We start from the raw sequence: 16,079 nt of genomic DNA, 5'->3' as shown, positions 1-16,079 counted from the left end.
GACTTCGACTTCGACTTCGAATCCGACTAACGCTGCTGGGCGAATTTCAGCGGCTGCTCTGCCGGACTGCGCTTCATCACACGATCCAACACTTCTGCTTCCAGTTCCGCCAGTCGCGCCGATCCACGTCGACGTGGTCGCGCGAGGTCCACGGTTAAATCCAGCCCAATCTGCCCCTCTTCAATCAGCAATACGCGATCGGCCATCGCCACTGCTTCACTGACATCATGGGTGACCAGCAACACCGTGAAGTTATGTTGTTGCCATAACGATTCAATCAATCCCTGCATCTCAATACGCGTCAGTGCATCCAGCGCACCCAGGGGTTCATCCAGCAGCAACAAACCCGGTCGATGAATCAACGCGCGAGCCAGCGCCACACGCTGCTTTTGCCCACCCGATAGCGCCGCTGGCCACTCGTTAGCGCGATCGGCTAAACCTACCGCCTCCAGTGCTTCCAGCGCGGCAGCCCGCCATTCACGCCCCTTCAAACCCAGACCTACATTATCGATAACTTTTTTCCACGGCAGCAGACGCGCATCCTGGAACATGAGGCGCGTGTCTTCGCGTGCTTGCGCCAACGGCGCAGTCCCTGCCAGCAGTTCACCGCGCGAAGTGGATTCCAGTCCCGCCAGCAGGCGCAGCAGGGTACTTTTACCGCATCCGCTGCGACCCACTACTGCGACAAACTGGCCCGCAGGAATATGCAGATTGATGTTGTTGAGGATGGTGCGATCACCATATTGCTTGCTGACGCCGTTAACGCCAACCGGGGTGCCGCTGTTCAGACGCGACGGGCTTAACGTTGCGTTGCTCATGCGTTCTCCTTCAATTGATAAGCCGGATGCCAGCGCAGCCATACGCGCTCCAGCAGTTGAGCGGCGACATCGGCCAGTTTGCCGAGCAGCGCATAGAGAATGATGGCGACCACCACCACATCGGTTTGCAGAAACTCACGTGCATTCATCGCCAAATAGCCAATGCCAGAGTTGGCCGAGATAGTTTCAGCCACGATCAGCGTCAGCCACATCAGGCCCAGCGCAAAGCGCACGCCGACCATGATCGAGGGCAGCGCACCCGGCAGAATCACCTGAATAAACAGACTCCAGCCAGAAAGACCATAACTGCGCGCCATCTCCACCAGACCGCGATCGATATTACGGATACCGTGATAAGTGTTGAGGTAAATCGGGAATAAGGTGCCAAGCGCTACCAGAAAAATCTTGGCTGACTCATCGATGCCAAACCACAGAATCACCAGCGGGATCAATGCCAAATGCGGCACGTTGCGCAGCATCTGCACTGAGGTATCCAGCAAACGTTCACCCACGCGTGAGGTGCCGGTGATCAAGCCAAGCACCAAGCCGATCGAGCCGCCAATGGCAAAGCCAATCGCCGCACGCCAGCCACTGATGGCGAGGTTTTGCCACAATTCACCACTCACCGTCAGCTTCCAGAACGTAATAATGATGTTTTCCGGTGATGGCAGAATACGTGTTGAAAGCCAGCCCACTTGAGAGGCGAGCTGCCACACCGCAACCAGCAGCACCGGTAAGGCCCAGGGCAGCAGGGCATTACTCAGCTGTTTTTGAAACTTTGCCATCCTGAACTCCTTAGCTCTGAGACACTTTCTGTGGGGTGAAATCGTTGGCAACCGCTTCACCGTGCGCTTGCACCACTCGAGGTTTCGGCACTTCAGGGATAGCCAAATCAAGGTGTGGGAACAGCAGCTCACCGACACGATAGGCTTCCTCAAGATGCGGATAGCCAGAGAGAATAAAGGTCTCGATCCCGAGGTCGCTGTACTCCTGCATACGTGCAGCCACGGTTGGGCCATCGCCCACCAGCGCAGTACCGGCACCGCCACGCACCAAACCTACGCCTGCCCACAGGTTCGGGCTGATCTCCAGTTTGTCACGACGGCCACCGTGCAGCGCAGCCATGCGCTGCTGTCCGACAGAATCGGTACGGGCAAAGGCCGCCTGCGCTTTGGCAATGGTGGCATCGTCGAGATGAGCAATCAGGCGATCCGCTGCCTGCCAGGCCTCTTGATTGCTTTCGCGCACGATGACGTGCAGACGAATGCCGAAGCGGACTTGACGGCCCTGCGCAGCCGCTTTGGCACGCACTTGATCAATTTTCTCTTTGACTAATGCCGGGGGCTCGCCCCAGGTGAGATAAACATCGACCTGCTCAGCGGCGAGATCCTGCGCGGCATCGGATGAACCGCCAAACCACAGCGGTGGACGTGGCTGTTGTACCGGTTTGAACATCAGGCGTGCACCGCGCACTTTGACGTGTTTACCCTCGTAATCCACGGTTTCGCCCTCTGAAACGCGACGCCATACGCGGGTGAATTCCGCGGATTCTTCATAACGCTCGCGATGATCGAGGAACACGCCGTCACCCGCCAGCTCTTCAGGATCGCCGCCAGTGACCAGGTTAAACAGCGCGCGCCCGTTGGACAGACGGTCAAGCGTCGCGGCCTGGCGCGCTGCCTGCGTTGGTGAGATCACGCCCGGGCGCAGCGCCACAAGGAAGCGCAAACGTTGCGTCACTGGAATCAGTGACGCGGCCACCAGCCAGGCATCTTCGCAGGAGCGGCCGGTGGGGATCAGCACGCCGCCAAAGCCAAGGCGATCGGCGGCCTGAGCAATCTGCTGCAGATAACCGTGATCGACAGGACGCGAACCTTCAGCGGTGCCAAGATAGTGCCCATCACCGTGGGTCGGGAGAAACCAGAATACGGATATGCTCATGATTCAATTCCTTATGGCTGGGCGGACTGTGGATGCCAGATGCGGTCAGTGATGTTCACTTTTACCGGCATCAGATGATTGGCATAAAACAGGTCGGCCGTTTGCTGTTGGGCCTGCGCAGTATGTGCGCTGACCGGCGTAATCGTGGTGGGTGGACGATGGTCGAGATAGCTGGCAATCACCGGCTTGGGTAAGCCCATCGCCTGTGCCAGCAGGTCGATGCTTTGGCCGCGTTGGCTGCGGGTCAGCGCGTCGGCATCACTAAAGGTTTGCAGCACTTGCTGGACAAATGGACCGTTGGCTTCGGCATATTTGCGTGTGGCTAAATAGAAGGAACCGGTCTGGTTGAGCTTGCTGCCATCAGCCAGCACGCGCACGTTGCCTTGCAGTAAGGCGGCAGAGTAGTAGGGATCCCAGATTGCCCAGGCATCAACGTCGCCCTGCTGAAAAGCGGCTCGCGCATCGGCAGGGGTCAGATAGGTGGGCTGGATATCTTTAAAACTCAGGCCGGCCTGCTCCAGCGCACGCAACAATAAGTTGTGTGAACTGGAGCCCTTCTGAAAGGCCACTTTATGGCCTTTCAAATCGGCAACACTCTGAATCGGGCTGTCTTTGGGCACCAGAATCACTTCAGCCTGAGGTTTCGGTGGCTCGGAACCGACATAAAGTAGATCCGCGCCTGCTGCCTGTGCAAATAGCGGCGGAATATCACCGGTGCTACCTAAATCAATGCTGTCGACATTCAGCGCCTCCAGCATTTGCGGTCCTGCTGGAAATTCAATCCATTTGATCTGAGTGTGGGGGAAACGCTGTTCAAGCATCTGGTGAGATTTTGCTAACACCATGCTCACCGATCCCTTTTGATATCCCACACGCAGCTGCGCCGGGGCCGCAGCGGCATTAGCATTGGCACTCAGCGCAATCAGCGCGGCAAAGGCCGGTAGCAGTAAAGCTGTAAACATCCTTTTCATGATTCTTCCTTTATACCGCTTGTGCATAAGGTTGATGGCGACGATGCAGTGCATGCCAGAATGTATCCAGCGCGTCGTCGATGCGATCGGCCAGCTGTGGATCCAGCTCTGGCTGACGGTCGTAATTCACTATTTGCGTGTCGGTGGCAAACACGCCATGCAGCACTTCCTGGGCTTTTAGGGCATTCAATACCGGCTTGAGCGCGTAATCCACGGCCAGCAAATGGGATGCACTGCCGCCGCTAGCCAATGGCAACACCACTTTGTGTTCCAGGGCGCGTTCTGGCAGCAAATCAAGCAGGGTTTTCAGCGCACCCGAAAATGACGCTTTATAAATGGGGGTGGCAACAATCAGTCCGTCTGCCAGCGCCAGGTCGGCTTTCAACGCGTTGAGGGCTGGGGAGTCAAAGCGTGCATAGAGCAGATCGTCTGCCTGGAAGTTGTGAATATTCCAGGGAATGACTTCAACACCGCGTGCTTCCAACGCGTGCTGGCACAGGCTGAGCAGTGCAGTAGAGCGCGATGGGAAGCGAGGGCTGCCCGCCAGCGTAATAACCCGCATGGTCACTCCTTATAACTTAAAGTTATTGATTATCTGATATTGAGAACTGATGTGTTCAATACTGGCAGAGCGAGGAGATGGGCTTAAATGATTTATCTGGCAATCAAAAGGCGGAAAATGCAAAAGGGTTCATCAGAGTAAAATAGAGGTGGCAGAGTTAGCGCTGACGAATTGCGAATAGTCCTAAAAGGTCACTTTACTACCATTGGGAATGATTACTAACAATGAATGAAACGACAACTCATCGTTGCATGAGAAAGATTATTTTCTGTGCGGATATCTGTAACGACAGTTACGTTTCGAAAAACCTGGACTGATGGACAAGTGAAAATAATGAAGTGAAGTCGCACAGTTGAAAAAGTGAAAAAAAATGAGATAAATCAATTGAGCGCTAAGGTCTGTTTACTTTTCATTTAACTTATCAGGCGTTGCGGGAGGGGGTTATCTATCTGTTTATATTTTATAGATAAGTATTCCCTGACATCTATTCGCACATAAAATGTGTAACTTTCCCTCATCAGATGCGACAAAAGTTAAAGGCATTAATGTGAGGTATGCATTATTTCATAAAGGAGTTAGCAGGATTGATGTATTGCTAATGGTTTAAATCTCTTAATTAATTTTTGGCCCTGTGAAACTAAAATCCTATCTGCTTAACTGATCCCGAAATAACAATCTGGCCGTTTACATTGCGTTTAACCTTTTAGCGCAATGCTTTTACACAGGCACTTCTTGCCAGTGGCATTTCATTTCTTTCAACCGTTTTCGGGAAAGGTTTATGTCTAAAATCCTGTTATCTATTATTATTCCTACCTATAACGTAGAGAATTATATTATCGAATGTGTTGACGCATTGCTTAAGCAAATTGATTCGCCCAATGAGATTATTATTGTTAATGATGGATCTACCGATGGCACGCTGGCGTTGGTCGAGCGGCATTACGCGCATTTGCCGCAAGTGAAAATCATCACCACGACAAATGGCGGCGCTGGACAGGCGCGTGATACAGGAATGGCGGCAGCCCAAGGGGAGTTCCTGTTTTTCTGCGATCCGGATGATATTGTTGCAGATGGCTTGGTGGCTGAACTGCAGCAGGTGTATCAGGCGCATCCCGAGACCGAACTGTTCTGCTTCAATTCGCAGATGTTTGAGGATCACCAACGCCAGGTTACACGTCCTAAAGTGCGGCATGAGATGTTCGGGAAACAGCCGTCCTCACAGGTGTTCTCGCGCCTGCTGCGCAACGGCAGTTACACGTCTGCTGCATGGAATTATGCAGTGAAAAAAAGTCTGGTGCAGCAGCATGGTTTGCGCTTTCGTGACCGGATTCATGAGGATCACCAATTCACCCTTTCGGCTTTCGTTCTCTCAAATCATGCGTGGGTAAGTCAGAAAGTGTATTACCACCAACGCGTGCGCAACGGGTCACTGACTAACAGCCGTAAGAGTCAGGAGTACTTCCAGCAACGGTACAATGCCTTTATGCAGGCCTACAGCACCCTGAAAATGGCTTTAAAGGACTCGCCATTAAAAAAGGAAATTGAGAAAGCCTATTTAATGCACTCTTTCCGCTTGATGATTTATCTTTCGTTGTACAATGGTACAGCCGTGCCGGAATATGTGATTAATGCCATTCGATTTTTAGGTGGGCAATTTGAGCCAGCCAATATCAAAGAGTGGTTGCTTATTCAGCGTCCGCATATGTTTATCCTGTTGCAGAATTTTAAAGTCGGAAGAGAGTTAAAACGAGCAGCATGATTCCTGTTTATTCCACTGAGTTTAAATAATTCTGGGGCAACAGTAGTAAGTGAAATGTAATAATTCGCTTCGGCAGCGATAAAAATGTTACCGATGATGAGGCATTCATGAAATTGTCATCCTTTCTTTTGTCGCATGCGAGAAGGGCAGGATACATATTTATTCCTGTATGGAATTCATTAATCGGTCTTACCTAATGTGGGAAAAACGCATTTTAGCAACAGTGCTGAAATTAAGAATAAGTCCGGTAGGCAGTTATGCTGTTCTGTGTCAGGCTCTATTTTTAGCGAATTTTCCCAGACGCCTCGATACTTATGTCAATTAAACGAAACGCCATCGCCAACTATGTTGGTCAGATTTACCTGACACTGTCGGGTATTCTGGTAGTACCGCTTTATATTCATCATTTGGGGATGGAAGCGTATGGTTTAGTCGGATTCTTTTCGATTCTGTTAACCTGGTTGCAATTGCTGGATGCCGGGGTATCCACCACTTTGATGCGTGAAGCGGCCCGCTATCGCGCTAATCAAACTGAGTTTATCTGGTTCCCCTCGTTATTTGCTGCGCTGTCGAAATTCTTCCTGATTTCAACTGTGGTGCTGGTGGTCATCGGTTGGGTGGCAACGCCGTGGATTGCCCATCACTGGCTGGACGCCCAGCATTTGCCGTCCTCGGATGTGGTTATCGCAGTAGCAATTATGGTGATTACCGCGGCCATTCGCTGGCGGACCAGCCCTTATCGCAGCGTTATTGTCGGCTTTGAACATCAGGTTTGGCTGAATGGCGTCAATCTGGTGATCGTCACACTGCGCACCTTTGGCGCCGTACTGGTTATCCAGCTGTTCTCTAATCCAGTATTGAGTTTCTTTATCTGGCAACTGTTGGTCTCGATTGCCGAAGCGGTGTGCCTGATTTACAAATGCTTCCAACTGGTGCCGGCCTCGGCGCGCAGGCAGAAGCATGAAAATCTTAAAGAAGTATTGAAGCCTTTTATTCGCTTTGCCCTCAGCGCGGCTTACGCCAGTGCAGTCTGGACATTTATTTCCCAGATCGACCGTCTGGTGCTGTCAAAAACATTGCCGCTGAGTGAATACGGCTCCTTTACCGTGGTGGCCACGGCCGCAACTGGCATTATTTTGCTGAGCAGCCCGATTATGCAGGCCATCGTGCCGCGCATGACCGGGATGAAAACCAAAAAAGAGGGTGATGACCAGTCGCTCGTGCTGTATCGCTATACCACCCAAGCGGTCGCGATCTTCATGGCCCCGCTCAGTATTACGATTGCCTGTTTCTCCGCGCCGCTGCTGTGGGCATGGACACAGAACCAGCAAGTGGTGAATGAGATGTCATTCGTGCTCAGTTTGTATGCGCTGGGCAGCGGAGTGCAGGCCATCTGCGGTTTGCTTTATCACCTGCAATACATCAACGGCAACCTCAAGCTTCACGTTAAAGGTTTCTCCTGTTTCGCCATTGTGCTGGTGCCACTCAACATCTTTGCCGCTCTCCATTTCGGTGCCCATGGCACGGGCTGGCTGTGGTTAGGGCAAAATGTCTTCTATCTCTTCGGTTGGGCGTGGTTGGTGCATCGCCGTTTCGCGCCAGGCATCCATTTTACGTGGTTGACGCGTGACGTAATGTTGGTGTGGGTGGTGGCTGGCGTGATGGCATGGCTCTGCTCGCTGTTGCCGATCAGTTGGGATCAAAATCGCTGGCTTAATCTGCTGTGGCTTGGATTGTTTGGCATGGTGAATTTGGGCGTGTGTTGTCTGCTACACAGTCTGGTGATTAAACGTCTGCATCTGCCGTTCAATAAGGGCTTTAATGTTGAGGAGAGAGAATGAGCGATCAGCGTACGAAAACGACCATCACGGTGATCATTCCTAACTGGAACTGTGCCCCCTGGCTGGAAGAAGCCATTGATTCGCTAGTGGGGCAATCTTCGCCGCCCGACCAGATTATTGTCATTGATGACGGATCCACCGATAACAGCGTGGAGCTACTCCAGCAGCTGGCTAAACGCTATCCGCAAATGACATTATTACAATCTCAGCGCGGCGGCGTGAGTGCTGCTCGTACGCGCGGACTGGAGATCGCCACGGGTGACTTCATCTACTTTATGGATGCAGATGACTTCGTCGGTATAACGCTGTTTGCTGATTTTCAACGGGCCAAAGCGCAGCATCCAGAAATGGAATTATTCTGCTTTGGCGCCAAAATGTTTACTGATTTACCGCTCGGCCAGCGTCAGTATCAGCCGTTTCATCAGCGGAAGATGCAGGGGGCTTTCCCGGGGGGCAGCACAACGCTGCGCCACATGATGACTCATCAGTCAGCGCACCGCGTGTTATGGAGCAGCATCGTTTCTCGCCATCTTATCGAACGCGTAGGTGTGACGTTTTTGCCAATTCAAAACCATGAAGACGCTCCTTTTATGTTCGCGCTGTACATGCAGGCACAAGAAGTGGTGTTCTCTCACGAAAGCTATTACTACAAGCGATTTATGGTGACCTCGCTCTCACAACGAAAAGCGACGTTTTCATGGGTGGAAAACTACTTTATTGCGCGAGGTAACAGCGAGCGCTTCATGCAGGCGTGGGGATTGGCTGCGGATGAGTGGTTACTTGATCGTTATTACGAACCCGTGATGTACGGGTGTTTGATCGAGATGCGTAAAAATGACATTAATGTCCCGCAGGAGTGGCATGTCACCATTGACCAACTCATACGCAAAGTGACGGGCGAAAGTAAACGCATGAAACTGCAGTGGTACTATCCCACGCTCTACAACGGCCTGAAAGCGAGTCGCAGCCTGCTGGCGCGTTATACCGGTAAGCGCTGATTTCGATCAACTCCGCATCACCTGATTAAATTTACTTTTGCGCCAGAGGCCTTTACCATTCTGGCGCACAAATTTCCGTGCACCCGACTTCTTCGCTTCCGCCATTCAGGAGAGTGCATGTTATATCCTATCGTCCGGCCGGCGCTGTTTAAGCTCGATCCAGAGCGTGCGCACGAACTCACCTTTCAACAATTACGTTTTATCAGCGGAACGCCGCTGGAAGGACTGATTCGCCAGTCGCTGCCGTCACGCCCGGTGACCTGCATGGGATTGACTTTCCCTAACGCGCTGGGGCTTGCTGCAGGCCTCGATAAAAACGCAGAGTGCATTGATGCCTTTGGTGCGATGGGTTTCGGCTTCGTGGAAGTCGGGACGGTGACGCCACGTCCACAGCCTGGCAATGATAAGCCGCGCATGTTCCGTCTGGTGGAAGCGGAAGGGATTATTAATCGCATGGGCTTTAATAATCACGGCGTCGATCACTTAGTCGAGAACGTTAAAAAAGCACGCTTCAAAGGCATCCTCGGTATCAATATTGGCAAAAATAAAGATACGCCAGTGGAGCAAGGCAAAGACGATTATCTGATCTGTATGGAAAAGGTGTATGCCCATGCCGGTTATATTGCCATCAATATTTCATCGCCAAACACACCTGGATTACGCACGCTGCAATATGGCGAAGCGCTGGACGATCTGCTTTCGGCGATCAAATTAAAACAAAAAGAGCTGCAGGAACGGCACCTTAAATATGTGCCGGTCGCGGTGAAGATCGCGCCGGATCTTTCTGAAGAAGAATTGATCCAGGTTGCCGACAGTTTGGTGCGCCATGAAATTGACGGTGTCATTGCCACGAATACCACGCTTGATCGTGCTTTAGTTGCTGGACTTAAATATGCCGATGAGATGGGGGGATTAAGTGGCCGTCCGGTGCAGTCACGCAGTACTGAAGTGATTCGCCGCTTGTCGCAAGAGTTGCAGGGGCGCTTACCTATTATTGGCGTCGGTGGTATTGATTCACTGGTTTCCGCTCGTGAAAAAATGGCCGCAGGGGCCACATTGGTGCAGATATACTCTGGCTTTATTTATAAAGGCCCAGGTTTAATTAAAGATATCGTGACCCATCTCTAAGACATTTCCCACTTTCCCGCGCCGGGGGGTTTATTTATCCCTTCGGCTCGTTTATATTTTGTCCTGCTGATGTTTTTTTCAGCTTTTCCTTAGGCTGATATTTTTAAATCTAGCGTTCGGCCCCCTAAATAATTCGCTTTGTCGTAAGGCGGCAAGTGGGTGAATCCCCTGGAGCTTACTTAAGTAGGTGACGGGAGTGAGCACACGCTGCCAACGCAATTGCAGAGTGAAGTATGACGGGGATAGCGCAGCGATAACTACAGGGCATATCATGAAGTTTAAACCTGATGATAACTGGCGTTGGTATTTTGACGCAGAACACGATCGTATGATGCTGGATTTGGCTGATGGCATGCTATTTCGTTCGCGCTTCTCGCGTAAAATGCTGACACCGGATGCCTTTAATGTCAGTGGTTTTTGTGTCGATGACGCTGCACTGTATTTTACGTTTGAAGAGCGTTGCCGACAGAGTGGATTAAAAGGCGACCAGCGCGCTGAATTAGTGTTAAACGCATTAGTCGCGAGTCGTTTTTTAAAACCGCTCATGCCAAAAAGCTGGCATTTCACCAGCCATGCTCAGAGCTGGCAACCCGCATCAGGCGATATGGTGGCCGTGACGCTGGCCGATAGCGGCGAACAGGCGCAATTGCTGGTGGTCGAAAGTGGCGAAAATGCGGCGCTGTGCCTGCTGGCGCAAAATACATTATCGGTAGCCGGTAAAGGTATGCAGTTAGGCGATGCGATTAAGATCATGAACGATCGTTTGCGACCGCATCAGCAGGAACAAAACGCCCACTTTGCGCGGGCGGTTTAAGCGTTTAAGCCAGAACAATATCGCCTGCTGGAATACAGCTACAACTGAGAATCGTGCCGTCTGTGCGCACTGCGCTCTGTTTCAGCGCCTTCACTTCGCCCGATACCAGCGTCATCTTACAGCTACCGCATATCCCGGCACGACACGAGTAGGGAATGCGAAAGCCCTGCATCTCCAGTTGTTCCAGTAGCACTTGCTGGTTGTCGCCGGTAAATTCACTGCCCTGATAGCCAATGATCACTTCTGCCAGTTGGCTGGTAACCGGTATGAGGGTTTCCACCACCGCGCCCGCGCCGTAAGCTCGCGGTGTCTGACGAGCCAAAACCGTGAGCTCATCGCCAACGCGGATCACCCCGCTGTTACGGGCGATCAGATTCAGACCGAAATCGATATCTCCGCTACCGTCCTGACCGCTGCGGAAACGTTGTAACGTGGCCAGGGGTTCACCTTCGGGATGTTTGCGTCCGCTTTCGGTGCCAACGGTGGTGAATACACAGCGGCTGCAAGGCTTGGGCATATCAAAAACAATCTCGCCGATTTTAATCTGCTTCCAGCTGTCTTCATCCCATGCCGCTGCGCCGCTGACCACCAGGTTAGGGCGGAATTGCTCAACGCGAACGCTGGCCGGGCAACGCTGCTGCAGATCCTGCAGTGACGACATATTCACCAGCAGGAAGGGAAAACCATCCGCGAAACTCAGCGATACCTCATCAAATTTTTTCACCCGCCGCGTGGGAGCAACACCGGTCCAGCGCAATTGCACGGGACGCGGGAAGAATTTGCTCAGCCAATCATTAATTTCAGCGGGCGCAATATGCGAGGTGAAATGATTCCCCCACACTTCAGTGGGTGACAACTGCGCCGTGAAATCGCTAAAGCGAATTAGCGCCTGGCTGCCATCTGGGGCATTTAAAAATAAGCCATCAGGCAACAGCGCGGGGGTAAAACGCACCATGTCCGGATACTGTCGCGCAGTGATAAAGGTGCCGTCCAGTTCGGTCACCATGAAGATGCGATCAAACGCCAGACCACTCTCCAGCACCTGTGCATGAGACAGTTGCAAACCGCGCATGGATTTGACCGGATGGATATAGAGGCGAGAAAGCGTAATCATCGAGACTCCAACAGGACAAAAAGAAGCTAACTTTATGACATAGGACGCTGATTCGCTATAATGCGCAACAATTTTAGCAAGAGTAAAAAGTGACGATATGAATTCTCTGTTTGCCAGTACGGCGCGTGGGCTCGAAGAGCTGTTAAAAACTGAGCTGGACGCGCTGGGTGCGCAGGATTTGCAGGTGGTGCAGGGCGGCGTCCACTTCCGTGCCGATGACCGTGTGATGTATCAAAGCCTGCTGTGGAGCCGACTGGCTTCGCGTATTTTGCTGCCGCTGGGAGAATTTGGCGTCTGGAGCGATCTCGACCTGTATGTGGGCGCGCAGAGCATTCCCTGGACCGAGATGTTCGACAGCAGCACCAGCTTTGCGATTCACTTTAGCGGCACCAATGAGGTGATCCGTAACAGCCAGTTCGGCGCGTTGCGTATTAAAGATGCGATTGTTGACAGCTTTACGCGTCAGAATCTGGAGCGTCCAAGTGTGGATCGTGAACAACCGGGCGTTCGCATTAATGCGTGGCTGAATAAAGATCGCGTGAGCATTGCACTGGATCTAAGCGGCGATGCGCTGCATCAGCGTGGCTATCGTCAGCAAACCGGCCAGGCCCCGCTGAAAGAAACGCTGGCGGCCGCGATTGTGATGCGTTCTGGCTGGCAGAGCACCACGCCATTGATCGATCCGATGTGCGGTTCCGGTACTTTACTGCTGGAAGCGGCACTGATCGCCACCGATCGCGCACCGGGCCTGCTGCGTAGCCATTGGGGCTTCAACCGTTGGAAAAACCATAATCAGGCGGTCTGGCAAGACGTACTGGCTGAGGCGAAAGAGCGTGCCCGTGTGGGCACCGCAGCCACAACCGCGCGTTTCTTCGGTTACGACAATGACAGCCGCGTGCTGGAATCCGCGCGTGCCAATGCGCGTCGTGCTGGTGTGTTCGAGCTGTTCACCTTTGCTCAGCAGGATGTGATTAAGCTGAAAAACCCGCTGGCGGGCCAGGAGATCACGGGCACCGTGCTGAGCAACCCGCCTTACGGCGAACGTCTGGAAAGCGAACCCGCGTTGATTGCGTTACACAGCCTGCTGGGACGTATCATGAAGCAGCAGTTTGGTGGCTGGAATCTGTCGCTGTTCAGTGCGTCACCGGAACTGCTGAGCTGCCTGCAACTGCGCGCCGACCGCCAGTTCAAAGCCAAAAACGGCCCATTGGAATGTGTGCAGAAAAACTACCAGCTGGCCGCGACCAGCGGTGAAGGTAGCGCGCAGATTGCCGAAGACTTTGCCAACCGTCTGCGTAAGAACATCAAGAAGCTGGAAAAGTGGGCGAAGCAGTCCAACATTGAATGCTATCGCTTGTATGATGCCGACTTGCCGGAATACAACGTCGCGGTAGACCGTTACGGCGACTGGGTGGTGATTCAGGAATATGCCCCGCCGAAAACCGTGGATGCCAATAAAGCACGCCAGCGTCTGTTCGATGTGATCAGCGCTACCCTGAGCGTGCTGGAGATCCCGGCCAATCGACTGGTGATGAAAACCCGTGAGCGTCAGAAGGGTAAAAATCAGTATCAGAAGCTGGGAGAAAAGGGCGACTTCTTCGAAGTCCAGGAGTTTGACGCGCGTCTGCTGGTGAATCTGACCGATTATCTTGACACTGGTTTGTTCCTGGATCACCGTCTGGCCCGCCAAATGCTGGGCAAGATGAGTGCCGGTAAAGACTTCCTGAATCTGTTTGCCTACACCGGCACCGCCAGTGTGCATGCGGGTCTGGGCGGCGCGAAAACCACGACGACTGTGGATATGTCTCGCACTTATCTGGAATGGGCCGAGCGTAACCTGCGTCTTAACGGTCTGACCGGACGCCAGCATCGGCTGATGCACGCCGATTGCCTGAGCTGGTTGCGTGACAGTGACGAACAATTTGATGTGATCTTCATCGATCCACCGACGTTCTCTAACTCCAAACGAATGGAAGACGATTTTGACGTGCAGCGCGATCACATGATGCTGATGCAGAATCTGAAACGTCTGCTGCGTCGCGGTGGCACCATTATGTTCTCGAATAACAAGCGCGGCTTTAAAATGGACCTCGACGGCATAGCCGCTCTGGGTCTGCAGGCGCAGGAAATTACCCAAAAAACGTTGTCGCAAGATTTCGCACGCAACCGTCAAATTCACAACTGCTGGCTGGTTAGCCACGCCGGTAAGGAATAAGTTTTATGTCACTGATCAGTATCCATGGCGCTTACCTCTCATTCAGCGATGCGCCGCTGTTGGATAACACCGAACTGCACATCGAAGAGGGCGAACGCGTCTGTCTGGTGGGCCGTAACGGTGCAGGTAAATCCACATTAATGAAAATCATCAACGGCGAACAACCGCTGGATGATGGCCGCATTATTTACGAACAAGATTTGGTGGTGGCACGTCTGCAACAGGACCCACCTCGCAACATCACCGGTTCAGTCTACGATTTCGTCGCTGAAGGCGTTGCGGAACAGGCTGAGCATCTGAAAGCCTATCACGCGATTTCTCATCTGGTGATGGAAGATCCTAGCGAGAAAAACCTCAACGAAATGGGTCGTCTGCAAACTATTCTGGATCATCAGAATTTGTGGCAACTGGATAGTCGTATCAATGACGTATTGCAGCAGATTGGTCTGGAAGCCGACACCGAGCTTTCCTCGCTCTCCGGCGGTTGGCTGCGTAAAGCCGCGCTGGGCCGTGCGCTGGTGAGCAATCCGCGCGTGCTGATGCTCGATGAACCGACTAACCACCTCGATATTGAAACTATCAACTGGCTGGAAACCTTTCTCAAAACCTTTACCGGCAGCATCGTGTTTATCTCGCACGACCGTTCGTTTATCCGCAATATGGCGACGCGTATTGTCGATCTCGACCGCGGTAAACTGGTTTCATGGCCGGGCGATTACGATCAATTCCTGGTGGGTAAAGAAGAAGCACTGCGCGTCGAAGAGATGCAGAACGCGGAGTTTGACCGCAAGCTGGCGCAAGAAGAAGTCTGGATTCGCCAGGGCATCAAAGCGCGCCGTACCCGTAATGAAGGCCGCGTGCGCGCATTAAAAGCGCTGCGTCGTGAACGTTCAGAACGCCGTGATGTGATGGGCAAAGCCAACATGCAGGTTGGGGAAGCCGCGCGTTCAGGCAAGATTGTGTTTGAGATGGAAAACGTCAACTACAGCGTGGATGGCAAAACGCTGGTGCGTGATTTCTCTACTCAGGTGCAGCGCGGCGATAAGATCGCCCTGATTGGTCCGAACGGCTGTGGTAAAACCACCTTACTGCGCCTGATGCTGGATGAGTTAAAAGCCGACAGTGGTCGCGTGCACTGCGGGACTAAGCTGGAGATCGCTTACTTCGATCAGCACCGTGCCGAACTGGATCCGGATCGTACCGTGATGGATAACCTCGCGGAAGGTAAGCAGGAAGTGATGGTGAACGGCAAGCCGCGCCATGTGCTGGGCTATCTGCAGGACTTCCTGTTCCATCCGAAGCGTGCGATGACGCCAGTGCGTGCGTTATCCGGTGGTGAACGTAACCGCCTGTTATTAGCGCGTTTGTTCCTGAAACCCAGCAACCTGTTGATTCTCGATGAACCAACCAACGACCTCGATGTGGAAACGCTGGAGCTGTTGGAAGAGCTGGTGGATGGTTATCAGGGCACCGTGATGCTAGTGAGCCACGATCGTCAATTCGTCGATAACACCGTGACCGAGTGCTGGATCTTTGAAGGCAACGGTGAGATTGGAGCCTTTGTCGGTGGCTATCACGATGCACAACTGCAGCGCAGCGCCTACAAGCAAACCAAATCCGCCACGGTGAAAACCCCCTCGGCTGCACCAAAAGCCGCGGATAAAAATGAGCCAAAACGCAGCGCAAACAAACTAAGCTATAACCTGACACGTGAACTGGAACAGCTGCCGCAAAAACTGGAGCAACTGGAAACGCGTATTGGTGAACTGCAGGCGAAGATGAGCCATCCAGACTTTTTCAGCCAGCCGCATGACAAAACTCAGCCCGTTTTGGATGCCTTAGCGCAGACCGAAAAAGAGCTGGAAGTGGCGTTTGAACGCTGGGAAGAGTTAGAAGCGCTGAAAAACGGCGCGTAACA

At 52.7% G+C, this 16,079-nt stretch carries 13 protein-coding genes; 7 read left to right on the top strand and 6 right to left on the bottom strand.

From position 1 onward, the window contains the following. Positions 1–26: 26 nt before the first annotated feature. From ssuB to ssuE, 5 genes are read right to left on the bottom strand one after another with little or no spacing between them, the layout of a single operon-like run. Entirely contained in the window at positions 27–818 is a 792-nt protein-coding gene (gene ssuB, locus VH86_RS01620; protein ID WP_038647784.1) for an aliphatic sulfonates ABC transporter ATP-binding protein, read from the bottom strand. Next, on the bottom strand, positions 815–1,603 hold the full coding sequence (gene ssuC, locus VH86_RS01615) for an aliphatic sulfonate ABC transporter permease SsuC (RefSeq protein WP_034820490.1): 789 nt from the start codon (positions 1,601–1,603) through the stop codon (positions 815–817). Before ssuC ends, ssuB begins: the two co-directional genes overlap by 4 nt. Positions 1,604–1,613: 10 nt before the next feature. After that, positions 1,614–2,759: an FMNH2-dependent alkanesulfonate monooxygenase gene (gene ssuD / locus VH86_RS01610; RefSeq protein ID WP_045831673.1), complete on the bottom strand. Its 1,146-nt coding sequence runs from the start codon at positions 2,757–2,759 to the stop codon at positions 1,614–1,616. Between the two features lie 11 nt (positions 2,760–2,770). Then, positions 2,771–3,730: a sulfonate ABC transporter substrate-binding protein gene (locus tag VH86_RS01605; protein ID WP_156150543.1), complete on the bottom strand. Its 960-nt coding sequence runs from the start codon at positions 3,728–3,730 to the stop codon at positions 2,771–2,773. A gap of 10 nt (positions 3,731–3,740) precedes the next feature. Continuing rightward, on the bottom strand, positions 3,741–4,292 hold the full coding sequence (gene ssuE, locus VH86_RS01600) for an NADPH-dependent FMN reductase (protein WP_045816257.1): 552 nt from the start codon (positions 4,290–4,292) through the stop codon (positions 3,741–3,743). Between the two features lie 778 nt (positions 4,293–5,070). Here ssuE and VH86_RS01595 point away from each other — a divergent pair. The 5 genes from VH86_RS01595 to VH86_RS01575 all read left to right on the top strand — a co-directional run bounded on the left by VH86_RS01595 (position 5,071) and on the right by VH86_RS01575 (position 10,832). Beyond that, a complete protein-coding gene (locus VH86_RS01595; protein WP_045816256.1) occupies positions 5,071–6,051 on the top strand; it encodes a glycosyltransferase family 2 protein in 981 nt (326 codons plus the stop codon). A 314-nt stretch (positions 6,052–6,365) separates the two neighbouring features. Then, on the top strand, positions 6,366–7,892 hold the full coding sequence (locus VH86_RS01590) for a lipopolysaccharide biosynthesis protein (RefSeq protein WP_045831672.1): 1,527 nt from the start codon (positions 6,366–6,368) through the stop codon (positions 7,890–7,892). Continuing rightward, complete coding sequence (locus VH86_RS01585) at positions 7,889–8,890, top strand: glycosyltransferase family 2 protein (RefSeq protein ID WP_038647774.1); 1,002 nt, start codon at positions 7,889–7,891, stop codon at positions 8,888–8,890. The genes VH86_RS01590 and VH86_RS01585 overlap by 4 nt, the downstream gene beginning before the upstream one ends. A 117-nt stretch (positions 8,891–9,007) precedes the next feature. Then, a complete protein-coding gene (gene pyrD, locus VH86_RS01580; RefSeq protein WP_038647772.1) occupies positions 9,008–10,018 on the top strand; it encodes a quinone-dependent dihydroorotate dehydrogenase in 1,011 nt (336 codons plus the stop codon). A gap of 271 nt (positions 10,019–10,289) precedes the next feature. Next, a complete protein-coding gene (locus VH86_RS01575; protein ID WP_038647771.1) occupies positions 10,290–10,832 on the top strand; it encodes a cell division protein ZapC in 543 nt (180 codons plus the stop codon). Positions 10,833–10,836: 4 nt separating this feature from the next. On the opposite strand, the gene VH86_RS01570 is transcribed toward VH86_RS01575, so the two are convergent. Next, positions 10,837–11,946, bottom strand: coding sequence for a YcbX family protein (locus tag VH86_RS01570; protein ID WP_045831671.1), 1,110 nt, complete (start codon positions 11,944–11,946; stop codon positions 10,837–10,839). 97 nt (positions 11,947–12,043) lie between these two features. Between VH86_RS01570 and rlmKL the strand changes: the two genes are divergently transcribed. Together rlmKL and VH86_RS01560 are read left to right on the top strand one after the other, a co-directional pair. After that, positions 12,044–14,161, top strand: coding sequence for a bifunctional 23S rRNA (guanine(2069)-N(7))-methyltransferase RlmK/23S rRNA (guanine(2445)-N(2))-methyltransferase RlmL (rlmKL, locus tag VH86_RS01565; RefSeq protein WP_045831670.1), 2,118 nt, complete (start codon positions 12,044–12,046; stop codon positions 14,159–14,161). Positions 14,162–14,166: 5 nt separating this feature from the next. Next, positions 14,167–16,077 (top strand): ABC transporter ATP-binding protein, encoded by a 1,911-nt coding sequence (locus VH86_RS01560; RefSeq protein ID WP_038647766.1) that lies wholly within the window; start codon positions 14,167–14,169, stop codon positions 16,075–16,077. Positions 16,078–16,079 lie beyond the last annotated feature (2 nt).

This window comes from Pantoea sp. BL1 (assembly GCF_000963985.1).
Classification (GTDB): domain Bacteria; phylum Pseudomonadota; class Gammaproteobacteria; order Enterobacterales; family Enterobacteriaceae; genus Pantoea; species Pantoea rwandensis_B.
The sequence above is the reverse complement of the archived record's forward strand: the minus strand, read 5'-3'. Positions and strand labels throughout refer to the sequence as shown.